Raw genomic sequence first — 19,882 nt, forward strand, 5'->3', positions numbered from 1 at the left:
ACACGGCGTGCCGGCGCAGGCTGAACTCAGTTCTGTGACAGGTGCCCGTCCCAGGCATCGAGGACGGCGGCCAACCGGCCCCGGTGGGTGGCGACCCAGTCGGACGGCAGATCGACGGGCACCCGCACGGTCGCCATCGAGGCGAGATCGTCGTCCACCACGACCTCGGGGCAGTCCCGCACGCCGTTCAGGCGGATGAAGACGGAGGGCCCGCGCCGGACATGCGTCAGGGCGACATCCTCACCGGCCTCCAGGCGGTCCAGGGCCTCGGCCCAGGACGTGAGCCGGGACCGGCACAGCGAGAGGGCCAGGCGGCCGGCCACGAACGGAGTGTCGACGACGATCTCCGCAGCGAGCCCACCGGCCGCACCGGGCAAGGGGCCGAGCACGGTGATGCGCACGCTGTTGCCTTCGTCGTCGCACAGCAGCGCCAGATCCAACCGGTGGGCCGCCACCATGCCGCCCCCCTCGGAGTCGAGGCGGTCCTGACGCACTTCCGCCTCGGCCGGCCGACGACTTCCGGCGGGAGCAAGACAGCCCGCCACGACGTCCACGTACCCGTCAGCGGCCCGGCACTCGGGGACGGCCAGGCCGTGCAGGACCAGTTCCAGCACCGACGCCAGCTCACTGCTGAGCCGGCCCGGCCCCTCGCCCCGGGCCGCCCGCCGGGTCCACCGGTAGAGCGCGCCCAGGTAGAGGTCGCGCAGCGCCTGGCCGACCTGCTGGGAGCTGAGCCCGGTGGCGATCTCCCCACGGGCCCTGCCGATCTCGACCAGCTCCGCGAGGATCTCCCCCAGGTAGGGCTCCTCCTCCAACGGCCGCCCGGTCTGCACCCAGGCGGTGAGCATCGCCCGGCTGAGCTCGGGCTCCTCCTCGTTGAGGGCGCCGAGCACGGCCAGGCACTGCCGCATCCCCTCGGCCGAGCCCGGCCGCTCCCGCCCGGAGCCCCACCGCCCGAGGCCCGCCAGCGTGAGCCGCTCCATCAGGCGCTCCTGTCGCGCCTCGACCCAGGCGCTGATCAGGGCCTCCTTGCGCGGGAAGTGATTGAAGAAGGTGCCGCGCGCCACGTCGGCGTGCTCCGCGATGTCCTCCACGGAGGCGCCGGCGTAGCCCTTCTCGCTGATCAGGGTCATGGCCGAGGCGTAGACCCGGTCCCGGACGCGCTGCCGGTTGCGGTCTCGCCGTGTCCCGGCCTGGATCGGAACTTCACCGCGCGCATCCATGGTCCGTCTCCGATTCAGGCCGTCGCTGGGGCAGAGGCAGGGGTCAGGGGTTCAGCAGGTCAGGGTTTCAACGGATCAGGGGGCGTCAGCAGGTCTGCGGCACCGGCGGACCGGCGGCTCAGCCGGCCGGGCTCTGCGGCGGCAGCCCGCCGACGAACGGGTGGTCCCGCTCGGCGGCGCCGAGCTTGGCGGCGCCGCCGGGCGAGCCGAGTACGTCGAAGAAGCCGGCGTTGGACTTCCGGTAGCCCTCCCACTCGTCCGGCAGGTCGTCGTCGTAGAAGATGGCCTCGACCGGGCAGACCGGTTCGCAGGCTCCGCAGTCGACACACTCCTCGGGGTGGATGTACATCGAGCGGGCGCCCTCGTAGATGCAGTCGACGGGACATTCGTCGATGCACGCCTTGTCCTTGACGTCCACGCAGGGCTGCGCGATCACATAGGCCACGTGCTGTTCCTCCTCAGAAGGGGTGCCGGACAGACCCTGGGGCGCGTCGTCAAACTCCCCTCTGCCGGGCGGCGTTGGGGCACACACCCCAACGCCGCCCGGCCGCCCTACGGGCGAACGACGGAAGTCTGAAGACGCCGCCTAGAGCCCGCGCAGGTACGGGGCGTCGCCGCTGCTGCCGACCCCGTCCGGCGCGTGGGCACCGCCGAGGGATCCGCCGGCCGGAGCCGACCTGTGCTCGTAGCTCTCCATCCGGGCCATCTCGCCGCCCGGGACCTCGAATTGTTCCTGCGGCAGATGGGGGTGGGACATCGCATACATGGCAGCCTCCAGTCGGCAGTTCACGGAACTTGAACTTGAGTGCATTTGTTCTTCACCAGGCAAACATAGACTCAAATTCAATGTCAATGGGTCGGCACGGCGGACGGCGCGGCGCTGCGCCCGGCGAGCGGACGGCGGCGGAGCGCGGCGTCGGCGATGGCCGGCGGCGGCCAGGAGGCGTTCGGGTCGTACAGGTTGACGCCGGGCGGGACGATCCCGTCGATCCGGTCCATCGCCGCGTCGTCGAGCAGCAGCGAGGCGCCCTTCAGCGTCGCCTCCAGTTGCTCCAGGGTGCGCGGGCCGATGATCGCCGAGGTGACGCCGGGGTGCGCCGTCACGAAGGCCATGCTCAGCTCGGGCAGGGTGCAGCCCAGCTCGTCGGCCAGCTCGGTGAACCGCTCGACCGCCTCCAGCTTCCGGACGTTGCCCGGGACGCTCGGGTCGAACCGGCTCGGCACCACGGCGGCGCGGCCCCGGGTGAGGTCGACCGGCTGCCCCTGCCGGTAGCCGCCGGAGAGGAACCCGAAGGCGAGCGGGCTCCAGGTCAGCACGCCCATGCCGAGCCGCTGACAGGTCGGCAGCACCGCCGCCTCGGCGCCGCGCGCCAGCAGCGAGTACGGCGGCTGCTCGGTGCGCGGGCGCAGCAGGCCGCGGCGCTCGGCCAGGTGGTGCGCCTCGACCAGGTCCTCGGCGGGGTAGGTGGACAGGCCGTAGGTGCGGATCTTCCCGGCCCGAACCAGGTCGCTCAGCGCGGCGAGGGTCTCCTCCAGGTCGGTCGAGCGGTCGGGGCGGTGGACCTGGTAGAGGTCGATCCAGTCGGTCCGCAGCCGCCGCAGGCTCTCCTCCACGGCCTGCACGATCCAGCGGCGCGAGTTGCCGCTGCGGTTGCGACCCTCGCCCATCTGGAAGTGGAACTTGGTGGCGAGCACGACCTCGTCGCGCCGCCCTTCGAGCGCCTTGCCGACCACGGTCTCGGACTCGCCGGCCGAGTACATGTCCGCAGTGTCGACGAAGTTGATCCCGTGGTCCAGCGCGGTGTGGACGATCCGGGCGCAGTCCTCGTGATCGGGGTTGCCGACGAACCCGAAGTTCATCGTGCCGAGGCAGTACGCGCTGACCTCGATGCCGCTGCCACCCAGGGTGCGGTAGTGCATGGTCCGGCTCCTCATTCAGTCGTGGCGGAGGCCGCGCCGGGGTGCGGACCGGCGCGGTGACAGGGGGTTGGGGGTCCCGACGGTACATGACCCACCTTCTGGCGCAACAGTTCTGACAGTTCGTCAGTCTGCGCACGGGGCGGGCCGGGACCGGCCTTCCATCGCCCAAGGATCCCATTGACATGAACTGGAGTCCATGTTTGACTTCGAGCCGCGAGATGGACATGAGTTCATATTTGATCTCCCGGAAAGGAATCCGGCCATCATTACCCACGATGCGCCCGTATCCCGGTGCCCGGTCACCGGCGGCGCGGCAGCAGACCTGATCGACCCCCGGCTCTACAGCGACGGGGACGCCTGGCGGATCTGGCAGCGGATGCGCGCCGAGCAGACGCTCGGCTGGCACCAGGTCGACACGGACCGAGGATTCTGGTCGGTGGTCAAGTACGCCGACTCCGACCTGGTCCTGCGCGATGCCGCCACCTTCACCTCCGAGCGGGGCACCCTGCTCGACATCCTCGGCACCGACGACCCGGCCGGCGGCCAGCAGCTAGCCGTCACCGACCCGCCCCGGCACACCCCGCGGCAGGCCCGGCTGAAGCGCGCCCTCGCCAGCAAGGCGATCGGCCGCCAGCGCAGCATGATCACCCCGATCGTCCGCGAGCTGCTCGAACCCCTGGGCGACGGCGGCGTGTTCGACTTCGGCGCGGCCATGCTCGGCCTGCCGATGTCGGTGACCGGCACCATGATGGACCTGCCCGAGCAGGACTGGGACTGGCTCACCCGCCTGACCACCATCTGCATCGCTGCCGACGACCCCGACTTCCAGGGGCCGGACGGCAAGGAGGCGACGCTGACGGAGGCCCACCGCGAGCTCTTCGGCTACTTCCAGGACCTCACCCGGCACCGCCGCGAACACCTCGGCGACGACCTGCTGAGCACCCTGATCTCCACCACCTTCGAGGACCGGCAGATGTCGGCGGCCGAGGTCGTCTCCAACTGCTACAGCCTGCTGCTCGGCGCCAACGTCACCACCCCGCACGCGCCGACCTTCGTGATGGCCGAGTTCGCCGAGACCGACGTGCTCACCGACTGGGCGGCCCACCCGGAGGTCCACACCACCGCGTACGAGGAGGCGCTGCGCTGGGCGTCGCCGGTCAACCACGTGCTGCGGTACGCGACCGAGGACACCGTCGTCCGGGACACCGAGATCGGCGCCGGCGAGGCCGTGGTGGTCTGGCTCGGCGCCGCCAACCGCGACGAGGAGGTGTTCGACGACCCGCACACCTTCGACATCCGCCGCAAGCCCAACAAGCACCTGGCCTTCGGCATCGGCCCGCACTACTGCGTCGGCCACAGCGTCGCCCGGGTCACCGTCTCGATCCTGTTCGAGGAACTGCTGGCCGGCTACCAGGACTTCCGGCTGGCCGGGACGCCCGAGCGGCTGGTGTCCAACTTCGCCTCCGGCTACAAGTACGTGCCGATCACGGCCCGTCGGCGGAAGTGAGCCCGGGATGACCGCGACCACGACCGCGAGCGAGGCCGGCACCCGGAGCGCCGACGACCGCTGGTATCCCGCCAACCCCGCGCAGAAGGGGCTGTGGGTGCTCGACCGGGTGGAGCAGCTGCGCCGCACCACCCTGATCCCCACCGTGGTCCGCTTCACCGGCCCGGTCGACGCCCCCCGGCTGGCCGCGGCCGTGCAGTGGGTCCTCGACCGGCACCCGGCGCTGCGCTCGCGCTTCCGGCTCGACCCGGAGCGCAAGCGGGTCGAGTACCGCACCGACCTGGAGCCCGCCCGGGCCGGCGTGATCGACGCCGCCGCGGAGGGCTGGACCGAGGCCGAACTGCCGGAGCTGGTCGATGTGCTGTGCTACGCGCCGTTCGACCTGGCGGCCGAGGCCCCGGCCCGGGCGGAGCTGATCGTGCTCGGGCCCGAGGACGTCCGGCTGGTGCTGACGGTGCACCACATCGTCTGTGACGGCTGGTCGCACTCGCTGATCCTGCGGGAGGTCGAGCAGGTCTACCGGGCCCTCGCCCGGGGGGTGGACCCGGCGCTGCCGGTACCGCCGCACCCCGGCGAGGTCACCGTGGGGCCCGGCACCGAGGAGCTGGCCGAACGGCTGCCGGACGTGCTGGAGCGCCTGGCCGGCGCACCACTGGAGGTCGACTTCCCGTTCCGCCGCCCGGTTCCGGCCGGAGCCGACCCCGACCTCGACGGCGGGACGCTGGCGATCGACCTGGACGAGGAGCTGACCGGCGCGCTGCTCGACACCGCCGCCGCGGCGGGCTGCACCCCGTTCGCGCTCGGGGTCGCCCTGCTCACCGGCACGCTCGCCGGGATCGGCACGCAGCGCGACTTCGTGATCGCCTTCGGCTGGCCCGGCCGGGACGACCCGGCGATCGCGGACGTGGTCGGGATGTTCATGAACACCGCCATGCTCCGGGTCACCCTCGACGGGGACCGCACCACCTGGGGCGAGCTGCTGGCCGGCGCCCGGATCGGCGCGATGGAGGCGTTCATCGACGCCGACGTCCCGCTGGACGCCGTGACCGCGGGCCTCAAGCCGGAACGGACCGTGATCTGGCCGCCGCTGTCGGCGGTGCTGGTCAACCTCAACGAGTCGCCGCGCGACCTCGACCTCGGCCACGGGGTGGTGGGCCGGCTGCTGCCGCTCGACCGCCTCCCCATGAAGTACGACCTCGCCCTGTTCGTCCGGGTGGACGACACCCCGCGGGGCCGGCGGCTCCAGCTGTCCGTGGACTTCACCCGGGCGCTGTTCGACGCCACCGACATCCGCCGACTTCTCGACGCGATGCGGCACAACGCCGCACTCATCGCCCACTCCCTGGAGGAACCCGTGACCGTAGCCGCAACCCCCGCCGTCGACCTGGACGACCCGGCCGCCCGACTGGAGCTCGTACGGTCGCTCTGGCAGGAGGTGCTGAAGCTCGACTCGGTCGGCGACGACGTGAACTTCTTCGAGGCCGGCGGCGACTCGCTGCTGGTGGTGATGCTCGTGGAGCGCCTCATCCAGACCACCGGCCGTGCCCTGAAGACCATGGACCTGTTCCGGGCCGGCACGGTACGCGGCCACGCCGAGCTGCTGGCCACCGCCGGTTCGCCGGCCGGCTCCGGCGCCGCCGGCAGCCGCGACCGCCTGCTGGGCGCGGCCCGGGCGGCCGCCGCCGCGCGCTGACCCCCGCCGCGGCGGGCCCTGCGCCCCACCGCCGGGCCCTGCCCCCGGGCGACACGCGAGCCGCGTCCACCGACCCCTTCCTTCTTGGAGAGCAACTGATGACGCTTCATGACATGGCGTGCTCCGCGCTCGGCCTCCAGCCGGCCGGTGCAGACCTCGGGACGCTGAGCTTCGTCGAGCTCGGCGGGGACTCACTCCGGGCGATGCGGCTCGCGGCCACCGCCCAGGAGGGGCTCGGGCTGCGGCTGGCGATGCGGGACCTGCTCGGCAGCCGCCCGCTGGCCGAGGTGCTGGCCGACGCGGCGGAGTCCCCCGCGGCGCCGGTCGGCGGCCCGGCCGCCGCCACCGACGCGCTGTCCTACACCCAGCGCGGAATGTGGCTGATCGAGAGCATCACCGGCGGATCCCCCTACAACCTGGTGTTCACCTGCTTCGTCGAGGAGGGCAAGCTCGACCAGGGCCTGCTCCAGGAGGCGCTGGACCGCACCGCCCGGCGCCACGAGGGGCTGCGCACGGTCTTCCGGGAGCGCGACGGCGAAGCCGTCCGGCACGTCCTGGACGAGGTGACGCCGCAACTGGTCGACCTGGAGCACGACGTCCTCGACACCGAGTTCGAGGACTACGTCCGGCGGGTCTCGGCCCGGCGCGGGGCGGAGCCCTTCGACCTGGCCGCCGCCCCGGCGCTGCGGCTGCTGTTCTTCGCCAACCCGGTCGGCGGCGGGGCGCTCACCCTGATCGCCCACCACATGCTGCTCGACGGCACCGCTGTCGGCCTGCTGCTCGACGAACTCTTCGCCCATTACCGCGAGTTGGAAGGCGGAGCGGCGGCGGACCAGCAGCCGGCCGTCCCGCTGGGCGCCCTGATCCGGCGCCAGGAGGAGCTCCGCGCGGCCGGCGAGTGGCAGCGCCAGGCCGAGTTCTGGAACGGGCACCTGGCCGGCATACCGACCGTGCTGGAACTCCCCGCCGACCGGCAGCGCCCGGCGATCCAGGACGCGGCCGGCGACCGGCTGCCGCTGGACCTCGGGACCGGCGTCAGCGCCGCGGTGACCGGGCGGGCCCGGCAGCTGGGCGTGACCCCGTTCTCCTTCCTGCTCGGCGCGTTCGGCCTGACCCTGAGCCGCTGGACCGGCACCCGCCGACTGCTGGTCGGCGTACCGCTGCTCGGCCGCGAGACCGGCGAGCTGGCCCGGCTGGTCGGCGTGGCCGGCAACCTGGTCCCGGTGCTGATCGACGTCGACGACGACGCGGACACCGCCGGCTACCTGCGCGGTGTGCACGACTCGGTGGCCCTCGCGATGGACGCCGGCCAGCTCCCCTTCGACGAACTGGTCGCCCGCCTCGGCACTGAGCGCACCCTCGGCTGCCACCCGCTGGTCCAGGCCTGCTTCGGCATGCACGACCAGCTGGTCCCCGAACGGCTGCGCACCGACGCCCTGGTGGTCCGGGTGGAGGAGGGGCACGGCGGCGGTTCGCAGTTCGACCTCACCCTCCTGGTGGGCCGCTCCGAGCCGGCCTACGCGGGCCACGTCGAGTACGCCACGGCGGTCTGGCACCGCGCCGAGGCCGAGGCGTTCGTCGCCGACTTCCGCGCCGCCGTCGCCGAACTGGCCACCGCCGACTCCGCGCTGGAGCAGGTACGCTGCCTGGCACCCGAGCGCCGCACCCTGCTCGACCGGCTGAACGACTCCACCCAGCAGGTACCCGCCACCTCCCTGGACGAGGCGTTCCGAGCCGCCGCCCGGCGCCACCCGGACGCCGTCGCGGTCCGCGAGGGCGACACCGAACTGACCTACACCCAGCTCGCGGCAGCCGTCGCCGAGCAGGCCCGGCTGCTCCGCGCGGCCGGCGTGGTACCGGGCGACACCGTCCTGATCGGCCTGGAGCGCTCGGTCGCCGAGGCGGTCGCCGTGCTCGGCACGGTGTCGGCCGGCGCCGCCTACGTCGGCGTGGACCTCGCCCTGCCCGCGGCGCACACCCGGCAGATCACCGCCAAGGCCGCCCCGGCCGCCGCGCTGGTCCCGGCGGACGCCCGCACCCACGAGGCACTGGCCGGGATCGCGACCGTCGACACCTGGGACCCGGCCTGGCGCCCCGCGCCGGACGGGGATCCGGACCACCCCGCCGCGGACCCCGCGCGGCAGGCCTACATCGCCTTCACCTCCGGCTCCACCGGCGAGCCCAAGGGCGTCAGCGTCCCGCACCGCGGCGTGCTGCGGCTGGTCCTGGACGTCGACTACGTCCGGCTCGGCCCCGGCGAGCGGATGCTGCGGCTGTCGCCGCTGGCCTTCGACGCCTCCACCCTGGAGCTGTGGGGCGCGCTGCTCACCGGCGCCACCCTGGAGGTCCACCCGGCCGGACTGCCCTCCCCGTCCGAGCTGGGCGCCTTCCTGGTCGAACGCGGGATCACCGTCGCCTGGCTGACCGCCGGACTCTTCCGGCTGGTCGCCGAGTTCGCGCCGGACGGCCTCGGCGGGCTGCGCCAGCTCCTCACCGGCGGCGACGTGGTTCCGCAGGACCACGCGGCCCGGATGCTCGCCCGCCACCCCGGCCTGGTGATCACCAACGGCTACGGACCGACCGAGAACACCACGTTCACCACCACCCACTCGGTACGCCGCCCCGAGGACATCGACGGCCCGCTGCCGATCGGCCGCCCGATCCCGGGCACCCGGGTGTACGTGCTCGACGAGCGCGGCCGCCGGGTCCCCCCGGGCGCGGTGGGCGAGCTGTACGCTGCGGGCGACGGCCTCGCCGACGGCTACGTGCACAACGAGGCGGAGACCGCCCGCCGCTTCGGCCGGTTCTCCCCCGAGGTCGACGAGCGCCTCTACCGCACCGGCGACGTCGTCCGCCTCGACACCCGGGGCCGGATCTCCTTCCTCGGCCGCTCCGACCACCAGGTCAAGATCCGCGGCTACCGGATCGAGCTCAGCGCGATCAGCGACGTGCTCGCCACCCACCCGGACGTCCAGGACGCCGTGATGGTGGTGACCGACGACGACAGCGCCGGCAAGCGGATCGTCGGGGCGGTCGTCCCGGTACCGGGCTCCTCGGTGGACGCCGCCGAACTGCGCGACCTGCTCGCCGGGCGGCTGCCCGGCTACATGGTCCCGGTGCTGTGGGCCCTGCTGGAGCGGATGCCGGTCACCGCCAACGGCAAGGTGGACCGCAAGGCCATCCTCGCCGCGGCCGCCCCGGCCGGCACCGGCCGGCCGCGGCCGGCCGGACCCGCCGTCGGGGCCGACCCGGCCGAGCGGGTCGCGGCCCTGTTCGCCGCCGCGATCGAGCGCGCGGGCGGCCACGGCCGGGACGTCCCCGCGGTCGACCGGGACACCGACTTCTTCCGGATCGGCGGCACCTCGCTGGCCGCCGTCCAGCTGATCCGCCTGATCAAGCAGGAGCTCGGGGTCACCCTCAAGCTCCGCGAGTTCCTGCTCAACCCCACCCCGACCGGAGTGCGCGCGCTCGCCGACAAGGCGGCGGCCAAGTGACCGGCCGGACCGTCGAGAGGAGGTGGCGGCCGTGGTAACCGACCGTGCGATCGCCGTGATCGGAATGGCCTGCCGGTACCCGGGAGCGTCGGACGTCCGGGAGTTCTGGGCGAACCTGCGGGCCGGCGTCGAGGGGATCACCCACTTCGACGTGGACGAGCTGCTCGCGGCCGGTGCGGATCCGGAGTACGTCCGGCGGCCCGAGTTCGTCGGGTCCAAGGGCGTCCTGGCGGGCTCCCGCACCTTCGACTGGGGCTACTTCCGCTACCCCCGGGCCGAGGCCGCAGTGATCGACCCGCAGCAACGGGTCTTCCTGGAGTGCGCGGCGACCGCTGTCGACGACGCCGGGCTCGACCCGACCCGCTTCACCGGCCGGATCGGCGTCTACGCCGGCTCCGACCGGACCCCCGCCCCCAGCCCCGACCTCAGCCCGCTGGCCCGGGTGATCAGCCTGGAGAAGGACTTCGTGGCCACCCGGGTGGCGTACAAACTGGGCCTGCGCGGCCCGGCCGTCACCGTCCAGACCGCCTGCTCCACCTCGCTGACGGCCATTCACCTGGCCGTGCAGAGCCTGCTCGGCGGCGAGTGCGAGGTGGCCCTGGCCGGCGGCGTCGCCGTCTCGCCGAAGGGCGAGTGGGGCTTCCACCACGAGCCGGGCGGAGTGCTCTCGCCCGACGGCCACTGCCGTCCCTTCGACGCCCGGGCCGGCGGTACCGTCCCCAGCGAGGGCGTCGGTGTGGTGGTGCTCAAGCGGCTCGACGACGCGCTGCGTGACGGCGACCGGATCGCGGCCGTGGTCCGCGGCTCGGCGATCAACAACGACGGCGCCGAGAAGCTCGGCTTCACCGCGCCGTCGATCCCCGGCCAGGCCGAGGTGATCCGGCACGCCCACAAGGTGGCCGGGGTGGACCCCGGGCAGATCGGCTACGTCGAGTGCCACGGCACCGCGACCCGGCTCGGCGACCCGGTCGAGGTGGCCGCGCTCACCGAGGCCTTCCAGCTGTCCGCCGAGGAAGCCGAGACCTGCTGGCTCGGCTCGGTCAAGAGCAACATCGGGCACACCAGCACCGCCGCCGGCGTCGCCGGCTTCATCAAGACCGTGCTGATGCTCGAACACGGCGAGCTGGTCCCCACCCTGCACTACGAGGACCCCAACCCGCTGCTCGACCTGGACTCCTCGCACTTCCGGGTCAGCACCACCACCCGGTCCTGGGCCCCGGAGCGGCGGACCGCCGGCGTCAGCGCCTTCGGCGTCGGCGGCACCAACGCACACGTCGTGCTGGAGGCCGCACCGCCGCGCCGGCGGGCCGCCGCCGACCGCGGACCGCGGGTGCTCACCCTCTCCGCCACCACCCCCGAGGCGCTGCGCCGGATGCGCACCCGCCTCGCCGAACGGCTGCGCGACGAACCGGAGCTGGAGCTGCCGGACGTCGCCCGCACCCTCGCCGAGCGGCGGCTGCACCCGCTGCGGCAGGGCGTCGCGGTCGCCGACCGGGACAGCGCCGCCGAGGCGCTGCTGGCCGCCCCGGACCCGGTCCGCGGCGACGGCCTGAACAAGGTCGCCTTCCTCTTCCCCGGCCACGGGGTGCTGCGGCACGCCGCGGGCACCGACGCCTACCGCCGGCTCCCGGACTTCGCCCGGGCCTTCGACGAGCTGAACGCCGCGGCCGCCGGCCTCGGCCTCGACCTCTCCCCCTTGGTGGCGGGCGAGGCCGCGCCCGCCGAGTGGTTCGACGAGTTCGTCAATCACCAGGTGGGGCTGTTCACGCTCGGCTACGCGCTGGGCCACCAGCTCCAGGAGTGGGGCGTCAAGCCCGCCGCCATGTTCGGCAACAGCGCCGGCGAGTACGCGGCGGCCACCGTGGCCGGCGTCTGGGCCCCGCAGGACGCAATGCGGCTGGTGTACGAGCGGGCGCTCGCCCTGCGCGCCACCGAGCCGGGCCGGATGGTGGCGGTCAACGCACCGCTCGCAGAGGTCACCGCGCGTGTCCGGCTGGACGGGCCGATCGCCCTCTCCATGCTGGCCCGCGGCGGGGTGGTGCTGTCCGGGCCCGCCGCCGCGATGACCGAACTGCTCGACGGGGACGCCCTGGCCGGGCTGGACACGCGCGTGCTCAACGTCGACCGGGCCGCGCACTGCGACATCCTGCTGCCCGTCGCGGAGCGGCTGACCGAACTGGTCGCCGCCGTCCCCGCCCAGCTGCCGGGCGTCCCGCTGGTCTCCAACGTCAGCGGTGGCTTCGCCGACCCGGCGGCGGTGACCACCCCCGAGTACTGGGCCTCGCAGGTGCGCCGACCGGTCCTGCTGGACGCCGGCATGTCGACCCTGATCGACTCCGGCTGCGACACCTTCCTGGAGCTCGGCCCCGGCGCCACCATGCTCAGCGTCCTGCGCTGGAGCCAGGACTGGGACGGCAGCCGGGCGGCCGTGCCGGTACTCGGTCGGCCCGAGGACGGCGAACTCGGGCTGCAGCGGGCACTCGGCTCCCTCTGGGAGCGCGGACTCGACGTCCTGGAGCCGCCGCTGACCGCCGACGGCACCCGTCCCGCCCTGGTCCCGCTGCCCGGGTACCCCTTCGCCGAGGACGACCCCGAGCTGGAACCGGCCGAGCCCGTCGCCGCGGCCGCCGGAGCGGACGACCCCGACGCGCTGCGCCCGCTGCTGGAGCGGCTCTGGTGCCGCACCCTCGGCGTGGCGTCGGTCCGCGACCAGGACGGCTTCTTCGCCCTCGGCGGGGAGTCGCTGACCGTGCTGTCGCTGCTCAGCCTCCTCCGTGAGCGGGCCGGGATCTCCGTAGTGGCCGCCGAGTTCATGCGGGAGGCGACCTTCGGCCGGCTGCTGGCGCTGGCCGAGGAGCAGCGGGCCCTGACCGGACCGCCCCCGCTGGTCGGCGCGGTCACCCTGCGCGAGGGCACCGGCCGGCCGGTCGTACTGGTCGCCGACGCCGCCGGATCCGCCTGGAGCTACCAGGAGTTGGCGCAGGCCCTGAACACCGGCCGGCCGGTCGTGGCGCTGGAGCCGGTGGACGCCGACAGCGGGCGGGAGACGATCGAGGAGATCGCCGCCCACCACGTCAAGGCGCTGCTCGCGGTGCAGCCCGAGGGCCCGTACACGCTCGGCGGCTGGTCCTTCGGCTCGGTCGTGGCGCACGAGACGGCCACCCGGCTGAGGGCCCGCGGGGCCGAGGTGGACCTGCTCGTCTGCCTGGACTCCTACCTGCCGGGCCGGCCCGGCCAGGCCTTCGGCGCGACCCCCGACTTCCTGCTGGGCCACGCCCGGCTGCTCGGCGGGGCGTACCTCGGGCTCGGAGCCGCCGGCCGGGCCGTCCGGCGCAACCCGGCGCTGCGTCGGCTGCTGCTGGACAAGTTCCGGCTGCTGTCCCGCTACCGGCCGCGGCCGGCCACCTGCCCGGTCGTGGTCTTCAAGGTGGACACCGGCCCGGCCGGGGCGCAGCGCCTGGAGCGCCGGATCGGCGCCATGTACACCGCGGGGGTCCGGGTCCGCGCGGTCGGGGGCGACCACTGGTCGATGCTCCGGCCGCCGCTGGTGGGCCCGCTCGCCGAAGAGCTGTCCGCGGCACTCGCGGACGCGGCCGCGGCGGTCGAGCCGTCGCCGACGGAAGGAGAACACCATGGCGATCGATGACGCACCCCCGATCACCGGGACCGCGGCCGAACCGGTGGCCGGGAGCCCGGCGGCCGAGCGCGGATCCCTGCTGCGCAACCGCAGTTGGCAGGCCTTCTGGGTGGCCGAGACACTGGCGGCGGTCGCCGAGCAGTCCGCGGACATCGCCTACCCGCTGCTGGTGCTGTCCACCACCGGTTCGGCGGCCTACGCCGGGGCGGTGGGCTCGGCCCAGCTGCTGGCCACCGGCGTGCTGTCGGTGGTCGGCGGGACCCTGGCGGACCGCTTCGACCGGCGCCGGATGCTGATGCTGTGCAACTCCGTCCGTGCGGTGCTGCTCGGGGCGTTCTGCTGGATGATCGCGGTGGGCACGGTCCCGATCGCGGTCACCTTCGCGGTGGCGCTGCTCTCCGCCGCCTGCTTCGGCATCACGATGCCGACCCAGATGGCGCTGATCAAGCAGCTGGTCCGGCCGTCCCAGCTGACCGAGGCGACCGCGCAGAACCAGATCCGCTGGTTCGGCGCGATCACCGCCGGTCCGCCGGTGGGCGGTTGGCTGTTCGGGCTGGCCCGGGCGCTGCCCTTCGTGAGCTCGGCGGTGGCCTTCGTGGTCTCCAACCTGCTGCTGATGCTGGTCAAGGTGCCGCCCGCGGAGAAGCGCGCCGCCACCTCGGCCGGCCGCGGCACCATGGAGGGCTTCCGGTACCTGTTCCGCCACCCGGTGCTGCGGCCGCTGATGATCAGCATCACGCTCTCCAACATGGCGTTCAACACCACCGGGATCTTCCTGGCGGTGATCGCGACCGCCAAGGACCGCGGCGCCTCCGACGGGTTCACCGGCATCACCCTGGCCCTGGCCGGCGCCGGCGGTCTGCTGGGCTCGCTGGTGGCCGGCGGGGTGATCAGGCGCACGCCGCCGTCGCTGGTCTTCATGGTCGGCTACGGGATCGGCCCGATCGCGGCGATGGCGCTGGCCGTGGTGCCCGGTGTGGCCCCGCTCGGCGTGATCATCGCCTGCGTGTTCGTCCGGGGCCCGATCATCAGCGCCCTGTTCCTCACCTACGCGGCCAAGTTGGTGCCCGACGACATCCAGGGCCGGGTGCTCGGGGCGATCGTCTTCACCTCGATGGTCGCCTCGCCGATCGGGGTGCTGGCGGTCGGCGCGATCTTCGAAACCGGAGGCTCGTTCTGGGTGTTCGTCATGGTCGCGGTCGTCGCCGCGCTGGGCACCCTGCCCACCTTCACCCGCGGAGTGCGCACGCTCCGTCCGCTCGACGAGATCACTTCCTGAGGCACCACCACCGCCCCTCCCATCCACAGGAGTCGGACCATGACTGACAGCAGCATCCTCCCCCCGGAGTTCTTCACCGACCCGCTGGCCGACCGCAACGCCGTCTACGCGCAGTTGCGCGAGCAGTGCCCGGTCCGCGGCATCAACCACCCGCCCGGCGCCGAGGCGTACATCGTCGCCGACTACGAGCTCGCGCTGAAGGCCTTCGGCGACAGCCGGATCTCCAAGTCGCTGGACAACGCCCCGAAGTGGTTCCGCGACCAGTTGCTCGACGCCAGCCCGGTCCAGGCCAAGAACCTGCTGATCGCGGACGCCCCGGACCACTCCCGACTGCGCAAGCTGGTCAGCAAGTCCTTCGTGCCGCGCCGGATGGAGACCCTGCGCCCGCGCATCCTCGAGATCGCCGACGACCTGATCGACGCCTTCCCGGAGTCCGGCGAGGTCGACCTGATGGAGTTCGCCCGGGTCCTGCCGGTGATGGTCATCTTCGAGTACCTGCGGGTCCCGATCGAGGACCGGGCGATGCTCTACAGCTGGGCCCCGGTCCTCGGCGGCGCGCCGTACCACACCGAGGAGGAGAACCGCCGGCTCAAGGAGGTCAGCGCCCGGTACCAGCAGTACCTGCTGGACCTGCTGGAGTCCCGCCGCGCCGACCTCGGTGAGGACCTGGTCAGCCAGCTGTTGCGGGCCGCCGACGAGGACGTGTTCACCACCGACGAGATCGCCTCGACCATGTCGCTGGTGATCATCGCCGGGCAGCGGACCACCACCAACCTGATCGGCAACGGCCTGTCGGCCCTGCTCACCCACCCCGAGCAGCTGGAACTGCTGCGCGGCAACCCGGAGCTGGTGGTCTCCGCGGTCGAGGAGTTCCTGCGCTTCGAGGCGCCCAGCTACCGGGGCACCCTCCGGGTCGCCGCCCAGGACATGGAGATCGCCGGGGTGGAGATCGGCAAGGAGGCCTTCGTCCACCTGCTGATCGCCGCCGCCAACCGCGACCCCAAGGTCTTCGAGGACCCGGACACGCTGGACATCACCCGCCGGAACAACCGCCACCTGACCTTCGGCCACGGCCCGCACTTCTGCCCGGGTGCCCCGCTCTCCCGGCTGGAGGGGCACCTCGTCTTCCCGACCCTGCTCCGCCGCCTGGAGGGCATCGAGCTCGCGGTGCCCGAGGAGGAGCTGGACTGGGTGTACGACAACTCGGTGAGCCGCGGCCTGGCCTCGCTGCCGATCCGCTACACGCGCCGGCTGCCGCGCACCGCCGACCCCGTGGCCGAGGAGCCCGTGGTCGAGGAGCCCGTGGTCGAGGAGCCCGTGACGGCAGCCGAGGCCGCCGCCGTGCCCGCCGGGGTGTGCCCGTTCACCGGAGCGTCGGCATGAGGGTCCTGGTCCTGGGCGGGACGGTCTTCCTCTCGCACGCCGTCGCCGCCGAGGCGGTACGCCGCGGCCACGAGGTGGTCTGCGCGGCCCGCGGCAGCTCCGGCCGGGTACCCGACGGGGCCCGCCTGGTGAAGGTCGACCGCAACGAGCCGGACAGCGTGCAGGTGCTGGCCGGGGAGCGGTTCGACGCCGTGGTGGACGTGGCGACCATGTCGCACCGCTGGGTGCTGGACGCGCTGCGCGCGGTCGGCGCCCAAGCCGGCCACTGGACCTTCGTCTCCTCGATCAACGTCTACGCGGACGCGGTGACCGCAGGGCAGGACGAGACCGCGGCGCTGCACGAGCCGATCGCCGAGGAGGCCCCGCCGGAGGAACGGATCCAGCACCCGTACCTGTACGGGGCGATCAAGGCGGCCAGCGAGCAGGCCGTCCTGGAGCAGCTCGGCGAACGAGCGTTCGTGGTCCGCTCCGGGCTGATCGTGGGCCCGGGGGACGTCTCGGACCGGTTCGGCTACTGGCCCGCGCGGATCTCCCGCGGCGGGCGGGTGGCGGTGCCCGACGCCGCCGGGCAGATCACCCAGTGGCTGGACGTCCGCGACCTGGCCCACTGGATCGTCGACGCGGGCGAGCAGCGCCTCGGCGGCGTCTTCAACGGCGTCGGCACCGCGCACCGGCTCGGCGACTTCTTCGGCCGGGTGGTCGGGACGGTCGGCGCGCCGGACACCGAGCTCGTGCCGGTCCCCGTCCCGGTGCTGACGGCCGAGCAGGTCGAGTACTGGCGCGGCCCCAAGTCGATGCCGCTGTGGATGCCGGACGAGGACTCCGGGTTCTGCGCCCACGACAACGGCCGGGCGCTCGCCGCGGGCCTGCGCCCCCGGCCGGCCGAGCAGACCCTGCGCGACGTGCTCGCCGACGAGCGCCGGCTCGGGCTGGACCGGGAGCGCAAGGCCGGCCTGACCGACGCCGAGGAGACCGAGCTGCTCAAGGCCCTGGAGGTGTGGTCGTGACCGCGCAGCCCGGCTGGCGCCGGATCGGCGACGGCGACGGCGCCACCGTCCTCGCGGTCGACTACGACTCCGCCGGCCGGCCCGAGGCGGGCTTCGACCGGCTCGCCGCCCAGCCGGCGCTGGCCGGCCTGGCGCTCTGGCACGCCGTCCAGCCGGAGACCGGACCGGACACCACCGCCGAGCACTACCTGCGGCTGTGGCAGCGCCCGCCGGCCGCCGCCGGCCCGGTCGAGGCGGTGCTCGGCTACTGCGTCGGCGCCGTGTTCACCGGAGAGCTGGCCGACCGGATCGCCGAGCGGCAGGGGTTCCGCCCGCAGGTGCTGCTCTTCGACCCCGAGCCGGTCGACCACGGCAGCGTGCTGCGGGACTTCCTGAAGGCGCTCGACGCGATGGCCGTGCTCTCCGAGACCGAGCGCGCGGCGTACCGGGCCCGGGCCGAGGCGGTCCACGCCGCCGGGGTCACCGACTTCGCCGCGGCCGCCGCGGGCATCACGGCGGTCTACGAGGCGGCGGCCGGCGAGGCCTTCGAACGGCTCGGCCTGGACGAGGAGGACAGCGAGGAGCTGCTCGACCTCTTCCGCAGCTACGTCCGCTACCTGACCGCGGCCCGGCAGCTGGCCCCCGAGCCCGGCTGGGCCGCCGCCACCGCGCTGACCTCGGCCGGCTCCAGCCCCGGCGCCCGGTACGCCGGCCGGGAGCTGGGCTTCGACACCACCACCGCGGCCCTGCTGGAGGACGGCCGGGTGGCCGAGACCACCGCCCGGCTGCTGTCCGCGCCCGCCGCAGCGACCTTCGACACCATCCTCCCGTCCCTCGCAGGAGAACGCACATGACCGACATCCTCGACCCCGTAGCCGGGGCGGTCGGCACCGAGCTGCTGTCCGCCGCCGACCTGACCCTGATCGAGGGCTGGAACGCCACCGGCCACCCGGTCCCGACCGCCACCCTTCCCGAGCTGGTCCAGGCGAGCGCTGCCGCCCACCCCGACCGCCCCGCCGTCCGGTACCACGACGTCCGGCTCAGCTACGCCGAGCTGAACGAGCGGGCCAACCGGCTCGCCCGGGTCCTGCTCCGCGGCGGCGCCCGGCGCGGCGACATCGTCGCCATGGTGCTGCCCCGGTCGGTGGACTACATCGTCGGCGCGCTGGCCGTCGTCAAGACCGGCGCAGCCTACCTGCCCGTCGACACCGGCTACCCGGTGGACCGGATCACCCAGGTGCTCGACGACGCCCGGCCGACCCAGGTGCTCACCGTCGCCGCACTGGCCGACTCCGTGCACAGCGCGGCCCGGCTCGTGGTGCTGGACGACGAGGCCACCCGGCAGGAGCTGGCCGCCGCCGACCCGGGCGACCCGGGCGACGCCGACCGGCTCGCCCCGCTGACCCCGGACAACCCGGCGTACGTGCTCTACACCTCCGGCTCGACCGGCCGCCCCAAGGGCGTGGTGGTCGCGCACAGGTCGATCACCAACCGGCTGCACCACATGCAGTCCGAGATCCCGCTCGGGGCCGGCGACCGGCTGCTGCAGAAGACCCCGGCCGGCTTCGACGTCACCGTGCGCGAGGTGTTCTGGCCGCTGATCGCCGGGGCCGAGATCGTGGTCGCCGACCCGGACGGGCACCGCGACCCGGCATACCTGGCCGAGACGATCAGCGCCGAGTCGATCACCGTCTGCCACTTCGTCCCCTCCGGGCTGAAGGTCTTCCTCCAGGAGCCGGAGGCGGCCGGCTGCACCAGCCTGCGCCACGTGGTCTGCGGCGGCGAGGCCCTGCCGGCTGAGCTGCAGGCCTGGTTCGCCTCGGTCCTGAAGGCCCGGCTGCTCAACGTCTACGGGCCGACCGAGGCCGCGGTGGACGTCTCCTCGATGTTCTGCCCGCCCAAGCCGGACCCCGGCCCGGTGCTGATCGGCCGCCCGGTCTGGAACACCCGCCTCTACGTCCTGGACGACCAGCGCCGCCAACTGCCCCCGGGCGTCCTCGGCGAGCTGTTCCTGGCCGGCGTCCAGGTGGCCGAGGGCTACCTCGGGCGCCCCGAACTCACCGCCGAGCGCTTCGTCGAGGACCCGTTCGTCCCCGGCGAGCGGATGTACCGCACCGGTGACCTGGCCCGCTGGCGGGCCGACGGGATGATGGAGTTCTTCGGCCGGATCGACCACCAGGTGAAGATCCGCGGCTTCCGGGTCGAGCTGGACGAGATCGAGTCGGCCGTGCTCCGCGAGCCCGAGGTCGGCCAGGCCGCCGTGATCGTCCGCGAGGACATCCCGGGCGACCAGCGGCTGGTGGCCTACCTGGTACCGGCGGCCGGGGCGGTGCCCCACCCGGAGCGGCTGCGCGAGCGACTGGCCCGCGAACTGCCCGACTACATGGTGCCGAGCGCCTTCGTCCAGCTCGCCGAGCTGCCGCTGACGCCCAACGAGAAGCTGGACCGGACCGCGCTGCCCCGCCCCGGGGCCGCCGCCGAACGCACCGGCCGGGCACCGAGCAGCCTGGCCGAACTGCTGCTGGTCGGCCTGTTCGCGCGCTTCCTGGACCTCCCCGAACAGGGCATCGAGGTCACCGACAGCTTCTTCGACCTCGGCGGCAACTCCCTGCTGGCCACCCAGGTGATCGGCGAGATCCGCAGGTCCACCGGGATCCGGCTGCGGCTCACCCAGGCCTTCCGGACGCCGACCGTCGAGGCCCTGGCCGCCCAGCTCGCCTGACCGGCGGGCACCCGGCCGGCAACGGCTGCGACAACCCA

The 19,882-nt window shown here is 73.7% G+C and carries 13 protein-coding genes; 9 read left to right on the forward strand and 4 right to left on the reverse strand.

Annotation, left to right across the window (positions count from 1 at the left end; genetic code table 11):
- Positions 1-26: 26 nt before the first annotated feature.
- The 4 genes from ACFUK0_RS13080 to ACFUK0_RS13095 all read right to left on the reverse strand — a co-directional run bounded on the left by ACFUK0_RS13080 (position 27) and on the right by ACFUK0_RS13095 (position 3,143).
- Positions 27-1,133 (reverse strand): DUF5959 family protein, encoded by a 1,107-nt coding sequence (locus ACFUK0_RS13080; protein ID WP_380249303.1) that lies wholly within the window; start codon positions 1,131-1,133, stop codon positions 27-29.
- 208 nt (positions 1,134-1,341) lie between these two features.
- On the reverse strand, positions 1,342-1,668 hold the full coding sequence (fdxA, locus tag ACFUK0_RS13085) for a ferredoxin (RefSeq protein ID WP_380249305.1): 327 nt from the start codon (positions 1,666-1,668) through the stop codon (positions 1,342-1,344).
- A gap of 141 nt (positions 1,669-1,809) precedes the next feature.
- Positions 1,810-1,980, reverse strand: a complete 171-nt coding sequence (locus ACFUK0_RS13090) for a hypothetical protein (RefSeq protein WP_380249307.1) — start codon at positions 1,978-1,980, stop codon at positions 1,810-1,812.
- A gap of 92 nt (positions 1,981-2,072) precedes the next feature.
- Entirely contained in the window at positions 2,073-3,143 is a 1,071-nt protein-coding gene (locus ACFUK0_RS13095; protein ID WP_380249309.1) for an aldo/keto reductase, read from the reverse strand.
- Between the two features lie 196 nt (positions 3,144-3,339).
- Here ACFUK0_RS13095 and ACFUK0_RS13100 point away from each other — a divergent pair, with 196 nt between their 5' ends.
- The 9 genes from ACFUK0_RS13100 to ACFUK0_RS13140 all read left to right on the forward strand — a co-directional run bounded on the left by ACFUK0_RS13100 (position 3,340) and on the right by ACFUK0_RS13140 (position 19,844).
- Positions 3,340-4,650 carry a cytochrome P450 gene (locus ACFUK0_RS13100; RefSeq protein ID WP_380249311.1) on the forward strand — a complete coding sequence of 437 codons (1,311 nt, stop codon included), beginning with the start codon at positions 3,340-3,342 and terminating at the stop codon, positions 4,648-4,650.
- Positions 4,651-4,657: 7 nt separating this feature from the next.
- Complete coding sequence (locus ACFUK0_RS13105) at positions 4,658-6,343, forward strand: condensation domain-containing protein (RefSeq protein WP_380249313.1); 1,686 nt, start codon at positions 4,658-4,660, stop codon at positions 6,341-6,343.
- Between the two features lie 98 nt (positions 6,344-6,441).
- A complete protein-coding gene (locus ACFUK0_RS13110) occupies positions 6,442-9,837 on the forward strand; it encodes an amino acid adenylation domain-containing protein (protein ID WP_380249315.1) in 3,396 nt (1,131 codons plus the stop codon).
- A gap of 31 nt (positions 9,838-9,868) precedes the next feature.
- Positions 9,869-13,483, forward strand: coding sequence for a type I polyketide synthase (locus tag ACFUK0_RS13115; RefSeq protein WP_380249317.1), 3,615 nt, complete (start codon positions 9,869-9,871; stop codon positions 13,481-13,483).
- Positions 13,470-14,753 (forward strand): MFS transporter, encoded by a 1,284-nt coding sequence (locus ACFUK0_RS13120; RefSeq protein WP_380249319.1) that lies wholly within the window; start codon positions 13,470-13,472, stop codon positions 14,751-14,753. The genes ACFUK0_RS13115 and ACFUK0_RS13120 overlap by 14 nt, the downstream gene beginning before the upstream one ends.
- Positions 14,754-14,792: 39 nt before the next feature.
- Complete coding sequence (locus ACFUK0_RS13125) at positions 14,793-16,136, forward strand: cytochrome P450 (RefSeq protein ID WP_380249321.1); 1,344 nt, start codon at positions 14,793-14,795, stop codon at positions 16,134-16,136.
- Complete coding sequence (locus ACFUK0_RS13130; protein WP_380249323.1) at positions 16,133-17,143, forward strand: NAD-dependent epimerase/dehydratase family protein; 1,011 nt, start codon at positions 16,133-16,135, stop codon at positions 17,141-17,143. Before ACFUK0_RS13125 ends, ACFUK0_RS13130 begins: the two co-directional genes overlap by 4 nt.
- The gene (locus ACFUK0_RS13135; protein ID WP_380249325.1) at positions 17,140-17,976 is read left to right on the forward strand and encodes a hypothetical protein; all 837 of its coding nucleotides are present in this window, start codon (positions 17,140-17,142) and stop codon (positions 17,974-17,976) included. Before ACFUK0_RS13130 ends, ACFUK0_RS13135 begins: the two co-directional genes overlap by 4 nt.
- Entirely contained in the window at positions 17,973-19,844 is a 1,872-nt protein-coding gene (locus ACFUK0_RS13140) for an amino acid adenylation domain-containing protein (RefSeq protein WP_380249327.1), read from the forward strand. The genes ACFUK0_RS13135 and ACFUK0_RS13140 overlap by 4 nt, the downstream gene beginning before the upstream one ends.
- Positions 19,845-19,882: the final 38 nt, after the last annotated feature.

It is taken from the genome of Kitasatospora sp. NPDC057223, from assembly GCF_042669755.1.
Classification (GTDB): Bacteria; Actinomycetota; Actinomycetes; order Streptomycetales; family Streptomycetaceae; genus Kitasatospora.